This is a genomic window from Methyloceanibacter sp. (assembly GCF_050999895.1).
GTDB lineage: Bacteria > Pseudomonadota > Alphaproteobacteria > Rhizobiales > Methyloligellaceae > Methyloceanibacter.
In genome coordinates, this window is sequence record NZ_JBPCOU010000052.1 from 19,426 (window position 1) to 40,615 (window position 21,190).

Consider the following 21,190-nt stretch of genomic DNA (forward strand, 5'->3'; position numbering starts at 1 on the left):
GGTTTAGAAAGGCGGTTGAACGAGTGCTGTTGAGACCATGACCGAATTCAAAGACGCCGAGAGAAAGCTCACCGAACTGGAGCTTTCGGCCACCGTCGACCTCCACAAGGAGATCGCGGAGGTCGGCATCGAGAAAATTCTGGAGGAGCTGGACGCCGACCTTGTCGGGCTCGCCCCGGTCAAGAAGCGCATCCGCGAGATTGCGGCGCTGCTGCTGGTCGAGCGCGTGCGCCGGCGCCTGGGGCTCACCGCCGAGCCGCCGACCCTGCATATGTCCTTCACCGGCAATCCCGGCACCGGCAAGACCACCGTGGCGCAGCGCATGGCGGAAATTTTGCACCGGCTCGGCTTTGTCCGCCGCGGTCATCTCGTCTCTGTCACTCGCGACGATCTCGTCGGCCAATATATCGGTCATACAGCGCCGAAGACGAAAGAGGTTCTGAAGCGGGCAATGGGCGGCGTGCTCTTCATCGACGAGGCCTATTACCTGCATCGCCCCGAGAACGAACGCGACTATGGCCAGGAGGCCATCGAGATTCTGCTCCAGGTCATGGAGAACCAGCGCGAGGATCTCGTCGTGATCCTTGCCGGCTACGCCGACCGCATGGAGAAGTTTTTTGCCTCCAATCCGGGCTTCCGTTCGCGCATCGCCCATCACATCAATTTTCCGGACTATAACGATGCTGAGCTGTTCGACATTGCGGGACTTCTGCTCGCCAAGATGAATTATCGCTTCAGCGCCGAGGGCAGCGAGGCCTTCAAGCGCTACATCGTGGCGCGCAAGCGCCAGCCGCATTTCGCCAATGGCCGCTCGATCCGCAATGCCCTCGACCGCGCGAGGCTGCGCCAGGCCAATCGCCTGGTCGCCAATCCCGATCCAAGCCTCACCGCCGAGGCCTTGATGACCCTTGAGCCTGTCGACATTCTCACAAGCACGGTCTTCGAGATCGATCGCAAGGGCAAGGCTGCCTCATGAGCAGGGACATCATCATTGCTCCCTCCATTCTCTCCGCCGATTTCGCGCGGCTTGGGGAAGAGGTGCGCGCCATCGATCAGGCCGGTTGCGACTGGATCCATGTCGATGTCATGGACGGCCACTTCGTCCCCAACATCACCATCGGGCCCGATGTGGTGAAGGCGCTCCGCCCGCACTCGAAGAAAATCTTCGATGTGCATCTCATGATCGCGCCCTGCGACCCGTTCATCGAAGCCTTCGCTAAGGCCGGCTCCGACATCATTACGGTTCATGCCGAAGCTGGGCCGCATCTCGATCGCTCGCTGCAGCTCATCCGCGGCCTCGGCAAGAAAGCCGGCGTCAGCATCACGCCGTCGACGCCGGAAACCGTGATTGAGTATGTGCTCGACAAGCTCGACCTCATTCTCGTCATGACGGTCAATCCAGGCTTCGGCGGCCAGGCGTTCCTGCCGTCGCAACTGCCGAAGATCAGGGCGCTACGCAGCATGATCGGCGCGCGCCCCATCCATCTTGAGGTCGATGGCGGCATCAATGCCGAGACCGTGCCCCTCGTCGTCGAGGCCGGCGCCAATGCCATCGTCGCCGGTTCCGGCGTCTTCAAGGGCGGTGCCTATGCCGAAAATATCGCCGCCATTCGCGGCAATGCCGAGCGCGCCCGCGCCACCGCGGCGTGACCTTGGATAGAGCGTGGCCAAAGGCGGTCGTCTTCGATCTCGACGGCACCCTCGTCGACACCAACGCCGATCTCACCGTTGCACTCAATGTGACTTTGGCGGAGCTCGGTCTTCCCGAACACCCGGAGCACGCCGTGCGCAAGATGGTCGGAGGAGGGCTCTCGCTGCTGCTCGACCGGGCGCTCGCGGCCCACGATGTCTCGCTCGGAGAAGAAGCGAAGGTCGCAATGGAAGCGCGCCTCTTCGAACATTACGCCGCAAATCCAGCTTCCCTGTCGCGTCTTTATCCTCATGCGGCGGAGACGCTGCGTGATTTGCAAGCTCTTGGCATCGCCTGCGGTATCTGCACCAATAAGCCGCACGCCATGAGCCGCGACGTGTTGCGCGCGGTCGGCGTCCTCGATGTCTTTGCGTGTCTGCAATGCGGCGACAGCGATCTGCCCAAGAAGCCGGATGCACGCGGCCTCCTCAGGCTCGTTGACGCCCTGGGAGCGGAGCCGTCCTCCACTTTCATGGTGGGCGATAGCATCACGGACGTAAAGACCGCGCGCGCCGCCAATCTCGGCGCGGTGGTGCTGGTCTCTTATGGTTATACCGCCGAGCCTGCGGCCGAACTCGGCGCCGACTTGGTCATCGATCGCCTCGACGAGCTGCCGCAGGCTTTTGCCGGCCTCATGCCTCGCAAAGCGAGCTTTACTTGACGCTAACGTGATCCCTAAACGCTTGCGGGCACGGGTTAAATCCTCAAGGTGAGGATCGGCCGCCCAGCAGGCCTAAGGTGGTGTATGGACGTTTCTTATGTCGGCGCGCTGATCGCGGGGCTCTTGAGCTTCCTGTCGCCCTGCGTCCTGCCATTGGTGCCGCCTTATTTGTGCTTCCTCGGCGGCACGACCTTCGACCAGCTTACGGGCGAGGACGAAACGCCCAACCACGTCTATTCCACCGTCGTTCTGTCGGCTGTGGCGTTCGTGCTTGGCTTCACCACGGTGTTCGTGGCCCTCGGCGCCACCGCCACGGCTGCCGGCCAGCTGCTCGCCGAGAACCTTCTGATCCTGAGCAAGATCGCCGGCGTTATTATCATCATCGCGGGCCTGCATTTTCTCGGTGTCGTTCACATTCCGCTCCTGCACCGCGAGGCGCGCTATCACGCCGAGGCGCGGCCCGCCGGCCTCGTCGGCGCCTATCTCATCGGCATTGCCTTCGCCTTTGGCTGGACGCCCTGTATCGGGCCGGTGCTCGCCGCCATCCTCGCGCTCGCAGCGGGCCAGGACTCGATCAGCCAGGGCGTGAGTCTCTTGCTCGTCTACTCCTTAGGCCTCGGCCTTCCTTTCATCGCCGCCGCGGTGGCGATCAAGCCGTTCATGAGCACGTTGCAGCGCTACCGCCGTCACCTCTCCATCATGGAGAAAGTGCTCGGCGCCTTCCTCGTGCTCACCGGTATCCTCTTCCTCACCAATTCCATGACGTTGATTGCGGGCTGGCTCATCGAGTGGTTTCCCGCTCTGGCGACGATCGGCTGACGCAGGCCTTTCGCTTGCTCCCAAAGCCGCCGATAGTGCCGCCAATGACCGCAATCGCACTCACCATTGCCGGCTCGGATTCCTCTGGCGGCGCCGGTATACAGGCCGATCTCAAGACCTTCGCGGCCCTCGGCGTCTATGGCGCGAGCGCCATTACCGCGCTCACGGCGCAGAATACGCTCGGCGTTCAAGGCGTCTTCGAAGTGCCTCCCGACTTCGTGCGCGAGCAGATGAGGTCTGTTGCGACGGACTTCGATGTCCTGGCCATCGAGATCGGCATGCTGGCAACGAGTGCGGTCATCGCCGCCGTCGCGGAGGGATTGGAGAATTTCCCCGATGTGCCGGTCGTGCTCGATCCGGTCATGGTTGCCGCGAGCGGCGATCTCTTGCTCGAGGCGAGCGCCATCGAAACGCTTCGCCTGCGCCTGCTCCGGCTCGCGACCCTGGTCACGCCGAATTTGGCTGAGGCCGCAGTGTTGACGGGGGGAAGGGTGGCCGAGCGCGTAGAGGAGATGAAGGCCCAAGCCCTGAAGCTTCGTGCCGTCGGCGCGCCTGCGGTCCTCGTGAAGGGGGGCCACGCTGAAAGTACCGTCGCCGTGGACATCTATCTCGATGCCGAAGGAGAGTTGCAGCTTGAGGCGCCGCGCATTGCCACCACCAACACGCACGGCACCGGCTGCACGCTATCGGCCGCGATTGCCGCCGAGCTCGCCAAGGGCGCGCCGCTGCGGGAGGCCGTGACGACGGCCAAGACCTACATCACCGCCGCTCTAAAGGGCGCGGACTCGCTCCATATCGGCAAGGGCAGGGGCCCGGTTCACCATTTTCACGGTTTCTGGCCCAAGCAATCATAGGCAGGACCGGAGTTCCATTCCTCGGCCTGCACCGTCAGGCGCTGCTCGCCGAGACCCGAGATCGAGAGGCGGAGCTGGTCGCCAGGCTTCAGGAACACGCGGGGCTTGCGCGCCATGCCGACACCGGGCGGCGTCCCGGTGGTGATGACGTCGCCCGGAACCAGCGTCATGTATTTGCTGATATAACTCACGAGCTGCGCGACGCTGAAGATCATGGTGGAGGTGGAGCCTGTCTGCATGGGCTCGCCATTGAGGTCGAGGCTCAGATCGAGCGCCTGGGGATACGGGATCTCGTCCTTGGTGACGAGCCATGGACCCAGCGGACCGAAGCTGTCATGGCTCTTGGCCTTTATCCATTCGCCCGGTCCGCCGACTTGGAGACTACGCTCGGAGACGTCGTTGCAGATGGCGTAGCCGGCGACGTGATTGAGCGCGTCACCTTCCGCAATGTTCTTCGCGCGGCTGCCGATCACGACCGCAAGCTCGACCTCGAAATCCATGCGCTCCCAACCCTTGGGCGCAAGCACCGGATCGTAGGGCCCCGACACGCAGGAACTCGCCTTGGCAAACACGATCGGGACTTCGGGGATCGGCATGCCGGTCTCCTCGGCATGATCGCGATAGTTGAGACCGATGCCGAAGAATTTCGGCACGACTCCGACCGGCGCTCCGATTCTGGAATCGGCGCTCACGAGAGGGAGTGTTGCCGGATCCAATGCCGCGAGACGCTTCAGACTGTCGGATCCGAGCGCGTCTCCCGCGAGGTCACCGATAACACCGGAAAGGTCCCGAATTCCCCCGCTTTGATCTATAATTCCCGGCTTTTCCGCACCAATTTCGCCATATCTCAGCAGTTTCATCGATCTTTTCCTTGACGCAATTTTTCTGCATGATGCACACCGGTGCCTGGGCGGCAACAGTCCGCGATTGAATCTGACCATCGGTCAGGCTAACCATCTCCACGAATCAAACCAGAGGGATAGGCTTATGGGACCTCGCTTGTTTTCGCCCTTCATCAGCAACGCCATGCCGCTCGCAGCGATCCTGCTTGTCGCGGTCTGCGCGTTGCCGGTTGGAGCGGCATCCAAAAACCCGTTCGATCAGCTCAAAGGCTATTGGTCGGGCGCCGGCACCGTGACTCCGATCAATGGGAAGGCCGAGAAGGTCAGTTGCAAGGTGACCTATAGCGTCACCGGCGCCGACGTTTCGCAGAACATCCGCTGCGCCGGCACCGACTACAAGTTCAACACCGCCTCCAAGCTCACCTATAACGCCGGCAAGATTAGCGGTTCGTGGAAGGAGAACACCTACGACGCCGCGGGCGCCGTCACCGGAACCGCGAGCGGCGAGACGGTGCATGCGCGTATCAGCGGCGACAAATTTTCCGGCCGCATGAGCATCAGCATCAAGGGTGGTAAAGCCCATTCCATCAATATCGTCCAACTCGACCGCAAGTCCGGCGCCTATCGGCCGGTGGCGAACGTCTCTGTGCGCCGCTGACGCACGCAAGGGAACTGACGCGTTTGAGAGCCGCCCTTGAGTCGCCAGAAGTGAGTTCAACGGCGGCTCTCATTTTATCAAGGCCCAGCCTGCTTCTGCCAATCGGCTCTCGGAAAGCCTCAACGGTGATTCCTGCCCGTTGCGGAACTGCAACAGCGTTCTGAAAAGTTCGGTGCATTCTGGGCCGCACGGGCCTCGTCACGTGGCAGCCTCAAATGCAGACCCTGCTGGGTGCCCCTGGACCGCGTATCACTAATTCATTGATTTTATTAAATAAACTGCAGTACGAGCGCCACGCATTAGCCTCTTTTGCATTTCCGCAACAGTCTCGGACGGTTTTACGCGATCGGCGTCCGCAAACTTGAAGGTCGAAGGTCGGCTGGGTTATCTTGCATCACAAAGAGGGAGGGGGCTGGGGGGCTTCTTTTCTCGGGGGCAGAGAGCTTAGGGGGACCTGGGACACTCTGAAGAGCACGGCTCAGGAATTATTGGGGGGGCGAGCCGAGCCCGACTTGAAGGAATTCCTTCTGAGTTCGGCTCGTTTCGCAGGGAAAACCGGCCCGGTTTACCGGGCCGGTTTTTTTTGTCCCCACTAGAACCCAAGCCGGCCGAGCGTGCTGTCGACACCGTCGAGATAGCCCGCGCCGAACAGGCGCACATGCACGAGCCCGGGATACAGATTGTAAATCCCGCAGCGCACCTCGTGAAACCCCGGCTCTAACGGCAGCACACTCTCGTAATGCTCGAAGAAGGCGCGCCCGAACGTGCCGAACATCGTGCCGAACGCGAGTTCGATTTCCGGATGACCGCAATAGATGGCGGGATCGACGAAGCCTGCGACGCGCCCGCCGCGGACCAGCACATTCCCGGTCCAAAGATCGCCGTGGAGCAGACTGGGGTGAAGCGGCTCGAGCAGGAATGCCTCCAGCCGCTCGGCCAGGTGGTCGATTCGCGCCAAGAGCGGCGCCGGCAGACTGCCCTCCGCATGCGCCTTTCGCGCCATTGCCATAAGCCGATGGTCGCGGAAGAACGGAATCCAGCGATCCGATAGCGGGTTCTCCTGTGGCAGCGGTCCGATAAGCGTGTCGCGCTCATAGCCGAAGGAGGCCCGTGGCGTGGCGTGCAGGCCAGCGATGAGCTCCGCGGCATGGCGCTCGACGCCGGGCGTGATGCCTCCACCGTCAGTCTCAATGAAATCCATCACGAGGAGATCGGGTGCAGCAAACAGAACGCGAGGCACCGGCAGCGCGGACTGCCGGCTGAGCTCTTCGAGCATGTAAGCTTCCAGCGTAAGGTCGGCATCAACGCCTCGCGCTCTTGCCTTCACCGCCACCTTCCGGCCATCGGCAAGTTGCGCAGACAAGCCGATCAGACCGAAGCCGACGGGGAGGCGCCCCTCTTGGAAGATGCGTGCGCCAACGACCTCTTCGAGCCGTCGCCTCAGTCCGGCGTCAGCCATGCGTTGCCGCCAGTCTCAAGCGCGCGATGTCACAAGGCTGATACAAACGCAGTCTAAGTCCCGGCTCTAGGATGTTGATAAACAAAGGATGCTGGGGACGTGCAGCATAACGCTCTGACGAGGCAATACCGCGCGATCTTCGTCTCGGATCTTCACCTAGGCACCAAAGCCTGCCAAGCCGAAGCCTTCCTTGAATTTCTCCGCCACTGCGATACCCCGCGGATCTATCTTATCGGCGACATCGTCGATTTCTGGCGCATCCGCCGCGGCGTCTACTGGCCGCAATCCCACAACGATGTGTTGCAGAAGCTTTTGCGCAAGGCGCGCAAAGGCACCGATCTCATCCTGATTCCCGGCAATCACGACGAGGTCATGCGTGACTATTGCGGCGTTGTCTTTGGCGCGATCGCGATCGAGCGCAACACCATTCACGTCGGTGCCGACGGACGCCGCTATCTCATCATGCACGGCGACGAGTTCGACGTGGTGGTGCGCTATGCCAAATGGCTCGCTCTGTTCGGAGATTGGAGTTACGCGCTCGCGCTTTGGGCCAACACCCATTTCAATGGCGTCCGGCGCTGGCTCGGCATGCCGTATTGGTCGCTATCGGCCTATCTCAAGCACAAGGTCAAACGTGCGGTGAACTATATCGGCGAATTCGAGACCGCGCTGGCGCAGGAGGCACGACGCCATGACGCGCAAGGGGTGATCTGCGGCCACATCCATCATGCCGCCATCCGCATGGTTGGCGACGTCCTCTACATCAACACCGGCGACTGGGTCGAGAGCTGCACTGCGGTGGGGGAGACGGAGGATGGAACCTTCGAGATCATCCGCTGGACCGAGATCTCATTTGGCCAGGATGTGGGGGCTTCCCTTGTCGAGGAGCTTGAGGCGGCTGCCTGATGCGGGTCCTTGTCGCCACCGATGCCTGGCGTCCCCAGGTCAATGGGGTCGTGCGCACCTATGAGCGTCTGGCCCAAGAGGCCGCAAAGTTTGGCATCCACTTCAGCTGCCTCGCGCCGACCGCGTTCCGTACGCTGTCCTGTCCCACCTATCCGGAGATCCCTCTTGCGCTCGCAAGTCCGCGGGCCATCGCGCGCCATATCGAAGCAGCGCTCCCCGATTTCATCCACATCGCCACGGAGGGGCCGATCGGGCTGATGGCCAGGGCTTATTGCCGTAAGAGGGGAAGGCCGTTCACGACGAGCTATCACACCCGCTTCCCGGAATATTTCGCCGCCCGGCTGCCGGTGCCTAAATCCTGGTGCTACGGGGTGCAGCGGTGGTTTCATAACGGCGCTGCCGCAACCTTTGTCGCGACGCGCTCGGTCGCCAGTGAGCTTGAAGCGCGCGGCTTTCGGAAGTTGATGCCCTGGTCGCGGGGCGTCGATACCGAACTGTACCGGCCGCGCGAAGTCCGTCAGTTTGGAGCAGGGCCGGTCTTTCTCTATGTCGGCCGGATCGCGGTCGAGAAGAACATCGAAGCGTTTCTCAATCTCAGTCTGCCAGGACGCAAAGTCCTGGTGGGCAGCGGACCGCAATTGTCGGAGCTCCGCCACCGCTTTCCCGATGCGCTCTTCACGGGACATCGGGAGGGGGAAGATCTGGCGCTCGCCTATGCGTCTGCCGACGTGTTCGTCTTCCCAAGTCTCACTGACACGTTTGGATTGGTTCTTCTGGAGGCGCTGGCGTCCGGCATCCCCGTCGCCGCCTACCCTGTGAGCGGCCCGAAAGACGTCGTGACGGATTTTCGTGCGGGCGCGCTCGACCCCGATCTCGGGGCCGCGGCGCTCCGGGCGCTGTCGCTCGACAGCGACGCGGCACGAGCCCACGCCCTTACCTACGGCTGGGAACAGTCCGCGCGGCAATTCGTCGACAATATGCTTGCGGCCCAGGACTCAGGTGAGTGGGAGCGGGAAGGGCGCCGTTGGCAACGCAAAAAGAAAGCGGCCCGATTGGGGGGAATCGGGCCGCTTCAATTCTAATGCGTCAGTTTGGGGGACGCTTTTGGGGGATTCGCGTCCACCCAGAGATGGTTAGCATCCGCGCCAGTTTCAAGAGCATGATTCAAAATCTGCGCAAGGCCGCAGTAAGTCCATTGAAATACCGCGAAAAAAATTTTTATCCGAATAGTGCCGCCCGCTTCACCGCATGCAGCTTGGCGAGGGTCAGGGGCTCCGGCTCGAACCGATTGACCTCCTCGTTCGCCGGTCGCGAAGCCGCCGGCTCGCGTTCCGCGAACGCGGCTGTCTCACCCGGGGCAACCGGCTCAACCGCTGGCTTATGCGCCGGCCAAATTTCCTCAGCCACCAGCATGGCATCGACATCGTTCTGATTGAGGCCATCGCCGCGGAGCTGCGGACCTCGCAGGAGCGGATCGATTTCGCCTGTGGCCGTCTGCTCGAACTCCGACAGCTTCGACGAGAGCTCACCGACCTTGAAGGCGATATCGTCGACGCCCCAGATCTGGATCATCGCGTTGATACGCTGCTCGATGAAGCGAAGCGTCTTCACGATTTTCGCCGTCCGCTGCCCGGTGATGTCTTGGAGCGAGCAGGCGGTGTAGATCTCGGTGGCGCGCTGATCGACCCTGTCGCAAAGCGCGATCTCGATGCCTTTCTCGCGCAAGGTCCAGGCGACTTCCTGGATATCTTCCGCGGCACCGAGAATCTCAGACGTTGCCTTTTCCGTCGCCTCGACGATGTGATCCAATTCTTCCGATGCGGTGACGAGCTGTTTGTCAAACTGATGCGGCGGTCTGATTTGCGCAATCTCACGCCGCGTGCGCGAGATCGCCTCGCTCATTTGCACGAGCTCGTCGAAGACTTGGCTCGCATGGATGGCGTGAACCTGCTGTTGCGGCTTGGTCACCGCGACCTCAAGCCTGGCGATGGCGTTCAGCAGCAAATCGGTCTCGGCCGATCTGTTGCGGCGCAGATATTCGGCGAGGAACCAGCGGCCGCGCGGAGAATCGAGGAGCGCCGCCTCTATCGCGGCGAAGTTGGCGGCCAGCCCTTCTTTGCGCGGGGCTGCTTGCGGCGATGGTGCTGGGCCGTTTGGTGCTCGTTCCGGCATAGTACGACGCTAGCCTGATTCGGGGATAGGGACCCAGCGTAGTGGCGAAACGACTAGGGATTCGTTAACTGTTGAGACCTCCGCCGACAGTTGTACCCGCACGACTTGCGTCCCTGAGCTGGCGGCTTGGCTTCCTCTACGCCGCTCTATTTTTGGTCGTGGGCTGTTATCTGCCCTATCTGCCGGTCTGGCTGCGCTGGCGCCAACTCGACGCCGACGCCATCGCGCTCCTCCTGGCAACGCCGCTCTTCGTGCGCATCATCTTCACGCCTCTGATCAGCATCGCGGCGGACCATGTCGGCGATCGCCGCACGATCCTCATCGGCCTCGCCTACGGTTCCCTGATCTCGTTCCTGCTGCTCTGGGCGAGTTCCAGCTTCTGGGCGATGTTCGCTGCGATGGTGCTGCTGGCCATCAACTGGACCACCATCATGCCGCTGATCGAGACCGTGGCGGTGATCGGCATGCGCAAGGGGGGACTCGACTACGGCAAGGTCAGGCTCTGGGGTTCGGTAAGCTTTATCGTGGCGAGCCTCGCCACGGGCTTGGTGATCGATCGTGTCGGAGCAGTATCGGTGCTGCCGCTCTTGCTCGTCGCGGTGACATTCCTGGTGGTCGGCACCCATCTCGTGCCGAAGACTCTGACCGCCGGCGCGGCGGTCCCGCAGACCAAGCGCCGCCTGCGGCTCGCCGACGCCGTTGACCTCGCCCGCTCACCCACTTTCATGCTGTTCGTTTTCGCCGCGAGCCTGATCGCCGCCAGCCACGCCGTCTACTACGCCTTCGGGACCATCCATTGGCGCGCGCAAGGCTTTTCCGCCGGTGCGATCGGGGTGCTCTGGTCGATCGGGGTGGTCGCCGAGATCGTGCTGTTTGTATATTCGGGACGGATCATTGCGACGACCGGAGCCGCCAAGCTTCTCATGTTTGCAGGTCTCGGCGCGGTGCTGCGCTGGGCGTTCATGGGATTGGATCTGCCCCTCATCGCAACGGCGCTCGTCCAAGTCCTGCATGCCCTGAGCTTTGGCGCGGCCCATATCGCCGCGATCCACTTTCTGGCGCATGCTGTGCCGGAAGATCGCGCCGCCACCGCGCAAGGGTTCTATGCCGCGATCGTCGCGGGACTCGTCCTTGGCGTTCTCACCATCGCCTCGGGACCGCTCTACCGCAACCTTGCCGGCGGGGCGTACGAAGTGATGGTTGCGCTCGCGCTCCTCGGCACAGCCGGCGCTTTTCTGCTTATGCGGCGGTGGCGGGGCGGGCTCATCGCCAAGGAAGTAGCGGCGAATCGCCCCGTTTAGCATCGTGCCCGACGGGCGATCTTTCGCCTGAGGACAAAAGGCCGGTTTTTGGGTCTTGATCCTTGTCAAGGACCGCTCTGGCCAAAGGCCTACGGTCCTCGCAACTTGAACGACGTCCCAGCTTTTGGCGCCCAACCCTTATGAGGATGCAATGAGAATGTTCATCCGTCTGATGGTCATGAGCGGCGTAGCGATTGCCAGCGCCGCATATCCAGCGATGGCCCAGCAAGAATAACCACCGGCCCCCATGGTCACGGCGAGCACCATGGCGCAACGGATCAGCCGGCCGGCCGACCGGCGACCGGCGGTGGCATGATGGACCAGGGAACGATGGGCGAGGGCATGATGGGCGAGGGCGCCCCAGGCAAGGGCGGCATTATGGGCCAAGGCATGATGGGCAAAGGTAAGGCCGGCATGATGATGGGCGGCTGCCCGATGGAAGACATGATGGGCTCCGGCAGGCGAGGCAAGGGCCACCAAATGGGGCAAGGCATGGCCATGCAATCGGTGCCGATGATGGAAGGCCGGCTTGCTTACCTCAAGGCTGACCTTGAGCTCACCGATGCTCAGGCGTCGGCCTGGGATGGTTATGCGAATGCCGTCAGGGCAGGCCGCGCGACCATGGAGGGCGTGCATAGGACATGATCTAGGCCAAGAAGAGCGTCGCATTGGAGCGCATGGACGCTCGTATCAAGGCAATGGAGAGCAAGGTTGAGAGCCTGAAGGCCTTGAAGCCCGCGACGGAAGCCCTCTACGCCGTGCTCACTGACGCGCAGAAGGAAAAGGCAGACCAAGTCCTCGGTGGCGCCTGCCCATTGATGTGAGCCGCGGTCCGAAAGCATGAGCTATCATTTCTCCAAGACGATCGATCTTCCCTTCGACCAGGCGGTCGCGCGGGTCGCTGAGGCCTTGAAACGCGAAGGCTTCGGGGCTCTCACCGACATCGATGTGAGTGCCACGCTGAAATCCAAACCGCTCGCCCATCTCGCGCTCGAACTCGAGGAAAAGATCGGCACCATGCTGCCTTGCAACGTCATCGTGCAGGAGCATGGCGCTGGCAACGTGGAGGTTTCTGCCGTCGATCCTGCCGCATCGATGCAGTCCATCTCCAATCCGGCTCTGGCCGAAGTGGCGGAGGAGGTGCGCGGGCGTTTGCAGAAGATGGTCGATGGCCTCTAGTCCGCCAACCTAGCCCCAGAGTTCCGGCGGCGGTGGCGAGACCGCGCTGCCGTCATAAGTGAGTCCCGGCTCACGGTCGCGCGCGAGCAGAAGCGGCCCGTCGAGATCGACCCAGTCAGCCCTCTGGGCGAGAAGCAGGGCAGGGGCCATGGCGAGCGAGGTCGCCACCATACAGCCCACCATCACCTTGAGACCGAGCGCCCGCGCCTCCGCCGCGGTTGCCAAGCCCTCCGTGAGGCCACCGGTCTTGTCGAGCTTGATGTTCACGGCGTCGTAGCGGCCGACAAGTAATGCAAGCGAGGCGCGATCATGCACTGACTCGTCCGCGCAGACCGGGACGGGGCGAGGGATCACGGCCAGGATCTCATCATTGCTGGCAGGGAGGGGTTGTTCGACCAACTCGACCCCCGCCTCCGCGGCGGCGCGCATGAGGTCTTCCGCCTGCTCCGGCGGCCACGCCTCGTTCGCATCGACGATCAGCCGCGCGTGCGGCACAGCCTCCCGTATTGCGGCCAGCCGCTCGCGATCGCCGTCGCCGCCGAGCTTCAGTTTCAACAGTCTATAGGCGCTTGCGGCTCGCGCCCGCGCGGCCATCGTCTGGGGATCCGCGAGCGAGATTGTGTAGGCCGTCAGGAGAGGCCGCATGGCTGGCAGACCCGCCAGGAAAGCGACACTCCGCCCTGAAAACTTCGCCTCCAGATCCCAAAGGGCGCAGTCCAGAGCATTGCGCGCGGCGCCCGGAGGCAGGAGACTTTGCAGTGCGGCGCGGTCGAGCCCTGCGGCAATTTTGGCTGAACACGCTCCGATCGCTGCGGCGACGCCCTCCACGCTCTCCCCGTAACGGACGTAGGGCACACATTCGCCACGGCCGACATGGTGACGTTCGCTAATTGAGGCGACCACAACGACGGCGTCGCGCTTTGTGCCTCGGGAGATGGTGAAACTCCCGGCGATCGGCCAGCTTTCCACCCCGACCGTGAGGGCGCGCTTGGAACAGTCGATCACGGGCTCTCCCCAAGCGTCGCCATTTGCCTTTCTTTCTCCTGCATTTTCGTTCAAAAACAGAGCGTTGCTACCAAGCCTGCGCATGCGCCCATAACCCCGGCAAAACTAAGCCCTTCCATGCTAAAGCGCGACCATCAGCTTGTTCTGCCGACCCAGGCGCGCGCGCCTGGCTTTCGTGTTGAGCTCAGGGGCACGACCTTTCGCCTCATCGCGACGGGGGCCTGGACCGTGGCCGAGGCGGCGGCCCTCGACGTCGCGCTGAAGCGCCTGCGCGTTCCGATCCCGCCGACGCCGGACTTCACGGGCGAGATGGATATCGCCGGCATCGCCGAAATCGACACCTCTGGTGCATGGCTGTTGCAGCGCACCGCTGCGGCCTGGGAAGCAAGCGGCCTGCGCACCCGTTACGCCGGCGCCACGGAAGCCTTCCGCATTCTCATCGAAGAAGTCCAGAAGCGCGGCAGTACCGAACGGCCGGAGATCGTCAAGCGCGGACCAGTCCTGCAGATCGTGGAAGACACCGCCAAGGCGCTGACCAGCGCCGGGCGCGATGCCGTGCAACTGACGAGCTTTCTCGGCGAGGTGACGGCGGGCGTCTTGCGCTTGTTTCGCCAGCCCTGGCGTTTTCGCACCACGTCCTTCGTGCATCACCTCGATCATGCCGGCTTGCGCGCGGTGCCCATCATCGCGTTGATCTGCCTTTTGATCGGCGCGGTCGTGATGCAGCAGGGCGTCGTACAGTTGAAGCCGTTCGGCGCCGAGCCGTTCGCCGTCAACATGGTCGCCATCCTCGCGCTGCGGGAAGTTGGCATCCTGCTCACGGCCATCATGGTCGCGGGCCGCTCGGGCTCCGCCTTCACCGCCGAGATCGGCTCCATGAAGATGCGCGAAGAGATCGACGCCATGCGCACGCTCGGCATCGATCCTATGGATACGCTCGTACTGCCACGCGTGCTCGCGCTGGTCGTGGCGCTGCCGCTTTTGACCTTTATCGGTGACGTGATGGGATTGCTCGGCGGCGGCATCATGGCCTTCGGCGTGCTCGGCCTCGACATGAGCACCTATATCGACAAGCTGCATGAGGCGGTGGACTTTCAGCATTTCATGGCTGGCATGATCAAGGCGCCGTTCGCGGCCGTGATCATCGCGCTCGTTGGCTGCATGGAGGGCATGAAGGTCGAAGGCAGCGCTGAATCGCTCGGCACCCACGTGACAAGCGCCGTGGTCAAATCGATCTTCCTGGTGATAGTTTTGGACGCGGTTTTTGCGATGTTTCTTTCGGGGATCGGCGTGTGACCTTCGAGAACGGGCGAGAGGTGGTGATCAGGGTGCGCGGGCTCGCCAAGAGCTTCGGCAGCCATCAGATTTGGGACGGGCTCGCCCTCGACGTCTATCGCGGCGAGATCCTCGCCATTGTCGGCGGCTCAGGGCAGGGCAAGTCCGTGCTGATGCGCGTCATCACGGGCCTGATCAAACCTGACGTGGGAGATGTCGAGCTCTTCGGCCACGACACAAAGACCCTATCCGCCAAGGACCGCCTCGATATCGAGACGCGCTGGGGCATTCTCTTTCAAGACGGCGCGCTGTTTTCCTCGCTCACCGTGCTGCAAAACATCCAGGTTCCGATGCGCGAGCATCTCGATCTGCCGCAAGCGATGATGGACGATCTCGCTTTTCTGAAGCTTGCCATGGTTGGCCTTCCGCCGGTCGCCGCGCACAAATATCCGTCCGAGCTGTCCGGCGGCATGCGCAAGCGCGCCGGCCTCGCGCGCGCGCTGGCCCTCGACCCGGAGATCGTCTTTCTCGACGAGCCGACCGCCGGCCTGGACCCGATCGGCGCCTCGGACTTCGACCAGCTCATCAGGAAGTTGCAGCAAACACTCGGACTCACCGTCTACATGGTCACCCACGACCTCGACACGATTTTTACCGTGTGCGACCGCGTTGCCGTGCTTGCCGACAAGAGGATCGTGCGTACGGGGTCGCCGTCGGAATTGCAGTATCATCCCAATCACCCCTGGATTCAGGAATATTTCTGCGGGGCGCGGGCGCGGGCGGCGATGCCGAGCGCCGCGCGGGCGCAAGCAGCCATGCGGCCGTTACTGGTTTAAGGAACCGACCCGATGGAAACCAAAGCCAACTACCTGATGATCGGCGGCTTCGTGCTGGGCGTTCTCACGCTCGCCTTCATGTTTGTATTTTGGATGAGCAATTTCGCCGGCGGCGGCAAACGCTATTTCATCACCTTCGAGGGCTCGGTGGCCGGCCTCACGACGGGGTCTAGCGTCGGCTTCAACGGGATCAAGGTGGGCGAGGTGCAATCGCTGGCGCTCGATCTAGAAGATGCCCGCAAGGTGCAGGTGCTGATCGGGGTCGACGACGCGACGCCGGTGCGGGAGAATTCCCGCGCGAACATCCAGTCGATGGGCCTGACCGGCGGCAGCGGTGTCCAGATCAGCGCGGGAAGCCCCGAATCGCCTTTCTTGGTTGCCACCGACGACAATCCGATTCCCGTGATCAAGGCCGACCGTGCGCTCGGGCAGGGCCTGTTCGATGCAGCTCCCGCAGTCATGAATAATGCCAACACCCTGCTGTCCAAGCTGAATGATGTTGTCGACGAGAATCAGAGCTCTATCCACACCACGGTGACCAATGTCGAAGCGTTCACGACGATGATGAATGAGCGCAAGGAAGACATCTCCGCCGCCATCCAAGACTTGCGGGGCGCAGCCAAGTCCTTCAAGGAGTTATCCGACAAGCTTCAAGTCTCGCTTGGAGACAATGTTGACGGCTTGACGCGGTCCGCCAAGGAAAGCCTCCAGGAATTTGGAAATGCCATGCGCGAAGGGCGGCGGACGGCGGCAACCGCCAACCGCATCCTCGAGAAATTCGAGGAGAATCCAAAGGGATTTTTGCTTGGTGGTAGCCAGGTCCCGGAATACACTCCGCGTGGACAATAGCGACCCCGTGGGGCCATAGGGGCGCACGTTCGTTTAATAGGGGGCGACCAGACATGGCTCGGAACGCGCCAGCTCTGGCTGCAGGCTTGATTTGCCTGGGGCTCGTGGGTTGCGCCCTTGCAGGCGGCTCGCGCGCTCCAACCACCTACGATCTCATTGCACCGCGCTCCTTCGCAGCCTTGCCCCGGGCCGCCAAGTGGCAGCTCGTTGTCGCCGAGCCGACGGCCGTGCACGCTCTGGAAACCGAACGCATCATGGTTCGGCCGAGTTCGGACAAAGTCTCCTATTACAAGGGCGTCGCCTGGAGCGATCGTCTCCCCCGCCTCGTGCAGGCGCGGATGATCGAAAGCTTCCAGAACTCCGGCGCGGTCAAGGCGGTAAGCTCGACCTACGGCGAATATAGCCTCGCCACCGAGTTGCGCAGTTTCCAGATCGATGTTTCCAGCGGCAGGACTTACGCCGAGATCGACATCTTCGCCAAGCTGGTCAGCATGACCTCAAGCCGCGTGGTCGCCTCAAAGGGCTTCAGCGCCCGCGTGGCGGCCAAGACGGACGCGCCCGGGGACGCAGTGGCGGCCTTGAATCAGGCCTTCACCGAGGTCGTGCAAGACGTGAACGGCTGGGTCTCCGCACGCCGCTAGGCGCCGGGCTCCATTTCTCACGCGATCATGACGGCCGGACGATCCTGGCCTCTGCATGCGAAAATGCCCGGCGCAAAGGCCGGGCATGCCGCGTCGCGTGGATAGAGAGGTCAGCGCAGCCGTCCGCTCGCATGCGCCAGGAGCAGATAAACGCGCCCGGTCTCCGAGGTCAGGTAGTTCTGTAACATCCCGCCCTCCGGGTCGGTCTGCTCGGCCTCGGCGAGCAGCCGCTCGAAGTCGCCGATATAGCGGTCGACCGTGCCGCGGAACTCTCCGTCGCGCTGGTAGCGGCCGTTGATCTCGTCGAATGTCACCTGGCCGTCGAGGCTATAGATATGGCGGCCGAGCACCCCACGCTCGCCGGTCCGGAAGCGCTGCCAGACCTCGGCGGCGGTACGATGATCGATGGCCCGCGCCAGCTCGTCGAGGCGCAAGCTCTGGGCATGACCGTTGGCTGCCGGCGGTGGCACCTCGCGCGAGCTGAAAACGGGGTTGCCGTAGGACGCTTCTTCAGTGGGCTCCGAAGCGCGGGCGAGGAGGTCACCCACGGACCATTGGCTGCTGCGACGCGGCTCGGAGCGCGCGCCTCGCGGCTGCGACGCGCCGGAGAGCTGCTGCGCGAGGTTGCTTGCCACTTGGCCGATATCGGTTTGCTCGTGCATGGAAGAGGCGACCTGGCGGCCCTTCAGATCGAAGCGCGGCATTGGCGGCAAGTCGAACTGACCGGATGGCCTCTCGAACTGACCGCCCGGACGGGTAAACTGGCCCGACGGCTGGCTCACCGGCCGGAACTCCTCGCGCGGCGGCAAGGGCTGACTGCGCGGCGCGGGCTGCCGGTAAGGATCGGCGCCGTTAACCTGCGATGCGGCCTTCGTAAGCACCGGTGTAAGTGCCTCGATCTCTTTCAGCTGGTCGGTGAGCGCCTTGCGGATGGCGGCGGTTGCTTGTGCGGTCTGCTGCGGCAGCGACTCCATCCGCTTCTGCATTTCCTGGCGAAGCGTATCCAGATCGCTCGCCGTCTGCCGCGCCGCCTCGCGCATGCCGCGCGACGTATTGTCGAATTGGCCGCGCATCTGCTCGAGCTGGCGCCCGATTTGGGTAATGACCGTCTCGAAGCTGCCTTTGAGATCCGCGACCGCGCGTCCGGTATGGGCCTGCGCTTCCTCGCGCAGCCGTTCGATCTGGGCAAGCGCCTGTTGCGCTTGACCGGCGGTGTCGCGCGCCAGAGTCGACGTCACCTGCTTCGCTCTCGTCTCGGCGTGCGTGAGAGAATTTTCCACGATGCCGGCATAGGAGCGCATCGTGTTGTCGAGGTCCTGGGCTTTGGTGTTCACGACATGCAGCAGCGAGAGGATCGACTGATGCCGGCTTTCCAAGATCGAGTCGATCTTGCTGTTGGACGAATCCAACGCCTTGGCGGCGGTGAGGATGGCCTGACCCTGGTTTTCGAAGCGTTGGGTGAGGCCGTGGATCTGCTCCAGCAGGCCGCGCGACACTTGGCGCAAGGATTGGGTCTGATTGGTCAGGATGGAGACGGCTTCTTTCGACTGCGTGCCGACCTGGTCCGCGGTCTGCCTCATCATCTCCGAATTGGTGCTGAGCACCTGATTGAGCTGGGACGTCTGCTTCGCGAACGTCGATTCCGTTGCCTGCGTGTGATGGGTGAGGGCGCGATCGACTTCCGCGGTGCGCTGACCGAACGTCACATCGATGAGCTTCAGCCTCTCGGTGAGGGCGGTCGTGACGGTCTCTGTCCGCTCCGCCAGAGATTTGTCAACGGACGCAACTTGGTCCGTAATCGTCGTCTCAAGCGACTTAATGCGCTGGGCCAGCGAGTTCGCGAAGCTCTCGCCCCGCTCGGCGAGCGTCTTATCAAGCGCAATCGCGCCTTGGTTCACAGCCGAGGTGAATTGGGTCGTGCGGTCTTTTAGTGATTTGTCGAGCGCATCGGCGCGCTCCTCGATATTTGTGGCAAAAGCCTCCGTGCGTTCGGCCAGCGCCTTATCGAGCGTGCCGGCGCGCTGATCGATGCTCTCGGCAAGTGCGTCGGCTCGGTCGGAAAGAACCTTGTCCAACGCCGATCCGTGCTGGTCGATGGCCGCGGCAAAGCCGTCTGCGCCAAGTTTCAGAGTTTGGTTTAGCACCGCGGCGCCTTCGCCGATCGAGCTGATTAGAGCGGTCGTGCGATCCGCGAGGGCCTTATCGAGATTGGTGGTGCTCTCGTCCACCGACTGCGTGAAGGCGACGGTGCGCTCGGAGAGAGCCTTATCGAGGGCGAACGCGTTCTGCCCGACCGCCGCAGTAAAGGCCTCGGTCCGGTCCTTCAAGGTCTTGTCGAGAGCAAAGGCATTTTCGCCGACGGCTGCGGTGAATGCGTCCGTGCGGTCCTTCAGGGTCTTGTCGAGGATGATCGCACCCTGGCCGACCGAATTCTCCAGCGCCGCGATGCGCGATATCAGCGTCGTGTTCAGCGCATCGGTTCGCTCTTTCATGGTGTTGTCGAGGGCGGTGGTCTTCTCCGCCACGGCGCTGTCGAGGGCGGTCAGGTTCTTGGCCGCACCCTCGATGACGAGGGCGAGACGTGTCTGCTCTTTCCCAAGGCGCTCAAGAAGCATCGGCACGTGCTCGGCGACCTTGCCTTGCGCCTTATGCACTTGCTCGGCCGCTTCGTTGCTGCGTGCGACGAGAAGCTCGGTGAGCTGAAGACCGCGCTCGGCAAGCTTCTTGTCGATGCCGCCGCTCGCATTGGTGATATCGCGCGCGATCTGCGCGCCGACCCCTTTGAGGGCCTCGCTGACGCGCTCACTGTTATTCGCAAGTGCTTCGCGTTCTGTCGCAAGCTCGCTGATTAAGCCCCTGACGCGCAGCTCGTTTTCACTGTAGGAGCGCTCAAGCGCCGCGACCTCGTTATGCACCAGCGCCTCGAGCTCGCTTGCGCGACCGATGGCCCGGGAAATGGCGTCATTCATCGCGGCGACCTGGCGCCGGATGGTCTGGCCCAAGGAGGCGACGGATTGCTCTGCGAGCTTGTCCGGCTCGGCCAGGCGCACCGCAACTTCGGTCATGGCCGAGGCCATCAGCCTCAGCTCCTGCGCACGCCACACGAGTAGCGCAAGGAACCAGAAGATGGCGATAGGAATGACGATTGCGCCTGCGGCCGTGAGCAGCGCTGGGTTGGCGAACATTCCTGTTGCGCCTTCAGGTGCCGCCAGCTGCGTCGAAATAAGACCGAACGCGAAGGCGCCGCCGATGATGAACCATGCGAGCGAGGCAAACAGCGCGACGAGGAACGGCGAGCGCGACGGCCTCTGCTGCAAGGCGAAAATCAGTCCGCCGATGGAGGGCAAGTCGTCATTGGCGGCGGGTGGGGTGAAGCGGCGTTGGGCGGGGCCTGCGGGACGGCGCGAACGCGTGATCGCCTTTGGGGCCGGCGGGCCCATGGGTTCGGCGCTGTCGGCGGCCTTGCTGTCCTCGACGCGTGGCTCTTCACGACGGCGCTGGTCCGCGCTGAGGCGGTCTGCAAGGGAGGGTCGTTTCAGGCCCTCGGTGGCCTCTGCGGGAGGCGAAGTGTCCTCCGCCGCTCCTCCTAGAAAGAGCTTTTTATCAAGAGAGCCCTGAGTTTGATCCTTCGTCTCTTCCGACGCCGCGACGTGCGGCGACTTCGCCTGTTCCTGCGCCATCACACGGTCCTCGTACGACTAAACGCGAGAGAAACTTTGCGCCTTGCTAACCCGCGAAGCGGCGCTGAGCGTCTTTAAAAGGGAAAGGCTTGCTCCCGGATGAACACACTATCCGGACCGGCCCGCCGACGCATTCCCCCGTCTGCCGATATCGTTAACGAATTTTTAGGGATAACAAAAGCTGAATCGGGCATTATGGTTTACGCGAGGAAAAGCATCCGCGTAGACCCGAATTTCTCCCAAAAAACATGTGATATTCCGGTAACACAAGTGGCCGAGTGGCGTCGAACCTGCCGCCAGCCTTGCCGGTCTTGAAGTCGCCAGATCGGATACCGCGCCGCAACAAATCCTGTCTCAATCGAC

Annotated in this window: 21 protein-coding genes; 16 read left to right on the forward strand and 5 right to left on the reverse strand. The window is 62.8% G+C overall.

The genetic code is table 11. The features are described from left to right. Nucleotides 1-37 precede the first annotated feature (37 nt). The 5 genes from cbbX to thiD all read left to right on the forward strand — a co-directional run bounded on the left by cbbX (nucleotide 38) and on the right by thiD (nucleotide 4,024). Entirely contained in the window at nucleotides 38-976 is a 939-nt protein-coding gene (gene cbbX, locus ACR2J1_RS05295) for a CbbX protein (RefSeq protein ID WP_434018291.1), read from the forward strand. Next, nucleotides 973-1,650 (forward strand): ribulose-phosphate 3-epimerase, encoded by a 678-nt coding sequence (gene rpe, locus ACR2J1_RS05300; RefSeq protein ID WP_434018292.1) that lies wholly within the window; start codon nucleotides 973-975, stop codon nucleotides 1,648-1,650. The genes cbbX and rpe overlap by 4 nt, the downstream gene beginning before the upstream one ends. Nucleotides 1,651-1,652: 2 nt before the next feature. Beyond that, the gene (locus tag ACR2J1_RS05305) at nucleotides 1,653-2,351 is read left to right on the forward strand and encodes an HAD-IA family hydrolase (RefSeq protein WP_434018293.1); all 699 of its coding nucleotides are present in this window, start codon (nucleotides 1,653-1,655) and stop codon (nucleotides 2,349-2,351) included. Between the two features lie 84 nt (nucleotides 2,352-2,435). Beyond that, a complete protein-coding gene (locus ACR2J1_RS05310) occupies nucleotides 2,436-3,170 on the forward strand; it encodes a cytochrome c biogenesis CcdA family protein (protein ID WP_434018294.1) in 735 nt (244 codons plus the stop codon). A 44-nt stretch (nucleotides 3,171-3,214) separates the two neighbouring features. Beyond that, the gene (thiD, locus tag ACR2J1_RS05315) at nucleotides 3,215-4,024 is read left to right on the forward strand and encodes a bifunctional hydroxymethylpyrimidine kinase/phosphomethylpyrimidine kinase (protein WP_434018295.1); all 810 of its coding nucleotides are present in this window, start codon (nucleotides 3,215-3,217) and stop codon (nucleotides 4,022-4,024) included. On the opposite strand, the gene ACR2J1_RS05320 is transcribed toward thiD, so the two are convergent. Further along, nucleotides 3,997-4,884, reverse strand: a complete 888-nt coding sequence (locus ACR2J1_RS05320) for a fumarylacetoacetate hydrolase family protein (protein ID WP_434018296.1) — start codon at nucleotides 4,882-4,884, stop codon at nucleotides 3,997-3,999. The two genes, thiD and ACR2J1_RS05320, sit on opposite strands and share 28 nt — an antisense overlap. Before the next feature lie 127 nt (nucleotides 4,885-5,011). Between ACR2J1_RS05320 and ACR2J1_RS05325 the strand changes: the two genes are divergently transcribed. Continuing rightward, on the forward strand, nucleotides 5,012-5,524 hold the full coding sequence (locus ACR2J1_RS05325) for a hypothetical protein (protein WP_434018297.1): 513 nt from the start codon (nucleotides 5,012-5,014) through the stop codon (nucleotides 5,522-5,524). Between the two features lie 592 nt (nucleotides 5,525-6,116). Here ACR2J1_RS05325 and ACR2J1_RS05330 read toward each other — a convergent pair. After that, the gene (locus ACR2J1_RS05330) at nucleotides 6,117-6,983 is read right to left on the reverse strand and encodes a fructosamine kinase family protein (protein WP_434018298.1); all 867 of its coding nucleotides are present in this window, start codon (nucleotides 6,981-6,983) and stop codon (nucleotides 6,117-6,119) included. 99 nt (nucleotides 6,984-7,082) lie between these two features. On the opposite strand from ACR2J1_RS05330, the gene ACR2J1_RS05335 reads away from it, so the two are divergent. Together ACR2J1_RS05335 and ACR2J1_RS05340 are read left to right on the forward strand one after the other, a co-directional pair. Continuing rightward, nucleotides 7,083-7,889 (forward strand): UDP-2,3-diacylglucosamine diphosphatase, encoded by an 807-nt coding sequence (locus ACR2J1_RS05335; protein WP_434018299.1) that lies wholly within the window; start codon nucleotides 7,083-7,085, stop codon nucleotides 7,887-7,889. Further along, nucleotides 7,889-8,971, forward strand: coding sequence for a glycosyltransferase family 4 protein (locus tag ACR2J1_RS05340; RefSeq protein ID WP_434018300.1), 1,083 nt, complete (start codon nucleotides 7,889-7,891; stop codon nucleotides 8,969-8,971). The genes ACR2J1_RS05335 and ACR2J1_RS05340 overlap by 1 nt, the downstream gene beginning before the upstream one ends. Nucleotides 8,972-9,107: 136 nt before the next feature. Here the strand turns inward: ACR2J1_RS05340 and ACR2J1_RS05345 are convergent, their stop codons facing one another. Further along, nucleotides 9,108-10,061 (reverse strand): hypothetical protein, encoded by a 954-nt coding sequence (locus tag ACR2J1_RS05345; RefSeq protein ID WP_434018301.1) that lies wholly within the window; start codon nucleotides 10,059-10,061, stop codon nucleotides 9,108-9,110. A 71-nt stretch (nucleotides 10,062-10,132) separates the two neighbouring features. Between ACR2J1_RS05345 and ACR2J1_RS05350 the strand changes: the two genes are divergently transcribed. The 4 genes from ACR2J1_RS05350 (at nucleotide 10,133) to ACR2J1_RS05365 (ending at nucleotide 12,541) form a co-directional block, all read left to right on the forward strand. Then, a complete protein-coding gene (locus ACR2J1_RS05350; protein WP_434018302.1) occupies nucleotides 10,133-11,362 on the forward strand; it encodes an MFS transporter in 1,230 nt (409 codons plus the stop codon). A gap of 315 nt (nucleotides 11,363-11,677) precedes the next feature. Further along, entirely contained in the window at nucleotides 11,678-12,007 is a 330-nt protein-coding gene (locus ACR2J1_RS05355; RefSeq protein WP_434018303.1) for a Spy/CpxP family protein refolding chaperone, read from the forward strand. A gap of 23 nt (nucleotides 12,008-12,030) precedes the next feature. Then, nucleotides 12,031-12,186, forward strand: a complete 156-nt coding sequence (locus ACR2J1_RS05360; protein WP_434018304.1) for a Spy/CpxP family protein refolding chaperone — start codon at nucleotides 12,031-12,033, stop codon at nucleotides 12,184-12,186. Nucleotides 12,187-12,202: 16 nt separating this feature from the next. Continuing rightward, on the forward strand, nucleotides 12,203-12,541 hold the full coding sequence (locus tag ACR2J1_RS05365) for a DUF302 domain-containing protein (protein WP_434018305.1): 339 nt from the start codon (nucleotides 12,203-12,205) through the stop codon (nucleotides 12,539-12,541). Between the two features lie 9 nt (nucleotides 12,542-12,550). On the opposite strand, the gene dgcA is transcribed toward ACR2J1_RS05365, so the two are convergent. Then, nucleotides 12,551-13,546 (reverse strand): N-acetyl-D-Glu racemase DgcA, encoded by a 996-nt coding sequence (dgcA, locus tag ACR2J1_RS05370; RefSeq protein WP_434018306.1) that lies wholly within the window; start codon nucleotides 13,544-13,546, stop codon nucleotides 12,551-12,553. 117 nt (nucleotides 13,547-13,663) lie between these two features. On the opposite strand from dgcA, the gene ACR2J1_RS05375 reads away from it, so the two are divergent. From ACR2J1_RS05375 to ACR2J1_RS05390, 4 genes are read left to right on the forward strand one after another with little or no spacing between them, the layout of a single operon-like run. Further along, a complete protein-coding gene (locus ACR2J1_RS05375; protein WP_434018307.1) occupies nucleotides 13,664-14,842 on the forward strand; it encodes an ABC transporter permease in 1,179 nt (392 codons plus the stop codon). Continuing rightward, nucleotides 14,839-15,657, forward strand: a complete 819-nt coding sequence (locus tag ACR2J1_RS05380; RefSeq protein ID WP_434018308.1) for an ABC transporter ATP-binding protein — start codon at nucleotides 14,839-14,841, stop codon at nucleotides 15,655-15,657. The genes ACR2J1_RS05375 and ACR2J1_RS05380 overlap by 4 nt, the downstream gene beginning before the upstream one ends. A 12-nt stretch (nucleotides 15,658-15,669) precedes the next feature. Then, on the forward strand, nucleotides 15,670-16,506 hold the full coding sequence (locus ACR2J1_RS05385) for an MlaD family protein (protein WP_434018309.1): 837 nt from the start codon (nucleotides 15,670-15,672) through the stop codon (nucleotides 16,504-16,506). A gap of 53 nt (nucleotides 16,507-16,559) precedes the next feature. Further along, nucleotides 16,560-17,147, forward strand: a complete 588-nt coding sequence (locus tag ACR2J1_RS05390; RefSeq protein ID WP_434018310.1) for an ABC-type transport auxiliary lipoprotein family protein — start codon at nucleotides 16,560-16,562, stop codon at nucleotides 17,145-17,147. 110 nt (nucleotides 17,148-17,257) lie between these two features. Here the strand turns inward: ACR2J1_RS05390 and ACR2J1_RS05395 are convergent, their stop codons facing one another. Further along, the gene (locus tag ACR2J1_RS05395) at nucleotides 17,258-20,827 is read right to left on the reverse strand and encodes a hypothetical protein (protein ID WP_434018311.1); all 3,570 of its coding nucleotides are present in this window, start codon (nucleotides 20,825-20,827) and stop codon (nucleotides 17,258-17,260) included. Between the last annotated feature and the right edge of the window lie 363 nt (nucleotides 20,828-21,190).

Bases quoted from the DNA above. Each gene is read 5' to 3' on its own strand.
- ACR2J1_RS05345 (WP_434018301.1), bottom strand. From the start codon at position 10,061: ATGCCGGAACGAGCACCAAACGGCCCAGCACCATCGCCGCAAGCAGCC.
- ACR2J1_RS05310 (WP_434018294.1), top strand. From the start codon at position 2,436: ATGGACGTTTCTTATGTCGGCGCGCTGATCGCGGGGCTCTTGAGCTTC.
- ACR2J1_RS05320 (WP_434018296.1), bottom strand. From the start codon at position 4,884: ATGAAACTGCTGAGATATGGCGAAATTGGTGCGGAAAAGCCGGGAATT.
- ACR2J1_RS05390 (WP_434018310.1), top strand. From the start codon at position 16,560: ATGGCTCGGAACGCGCCAGCTCTGGCTGCAGGCTTGATTTGCCTGGGG.
- ACR2J1_RS05325 (WP_434018297.1), top strand. From the start codon at position 5,012: ATGGGACCTCGCTTGTTTTCGCCCTTCATCAGCAACGCCATGCCGCTC.
- rpe (WP_434018292.1), top strand. From the start codon at position 973: ATGAGCAGGGACATCATCATTGCTCCCTCCATTCTCTCCGCCGATTTC.
- ACR2J1_RS05330 (WP_434018298.1), bottom strand. From the start codon at position 6,983: ATGGCTGACGCCGGACTGAGGCGACGGCTCGAAGAGGTCGTTGGCGCA.
- ACR2J1_RS05355 (WP_434018303.1), top strand. From the start codon at position 11,678: ATGGACCAGGGAACGATGGGCGAGGGCATGATGGGCGAGGGCGCCCCA.
- ACR2J1_RS05385 (WP_434018309.1), top strand. From the start codon at position 15,670: ATGGAAACCAAAGCCAACTACCTGATGATCGGCGGCTTCGTGCTGGGC.
- ACR2J1_RS05375 (WP_434018307.1), top strand. From the start codon at position 13,664: ATGCTAAAGCGCGACCATCAGCTTGTTCTGCCGACCCAGGCGCGCGCG.
- ACR2J1_RS05395 (WP_434018311.1), bottom strand. From the start codon at position 20,827: ATGGCGCAGGAACAGGCGAAGTCGCCGCACGTCGCGGCGTCGGAAGAG.
- ACR2J1_RS05365 (WP_434018305.1), top strand. From the start codon at position 12,203: ATGAGCTATCATTTCTCCAAGACGATCGATCTTCCCTTCGACCAGGCG.
- ACR2J1_RS05340 (WP_434018300.1), top strand. From the start codon at position 7,889: ATGCGGGTCCTTGTCGCCACCGATGCCTGGCGTCCCCAGGTCAATGGG.
- thiD (WP_434018295.1), top strand. From the start codon at position 3,215: ATGACCGCAATCGCACTCACCATTGCCGGCTCGGATTCCTCTGGCGGC.
- cbbX (WP_434018291.1), top strand. From the start codon at position 38: ATGACCGAATTCAAAGACGCCGAGAGAAAGCTCACCGAACTGGAGCTT.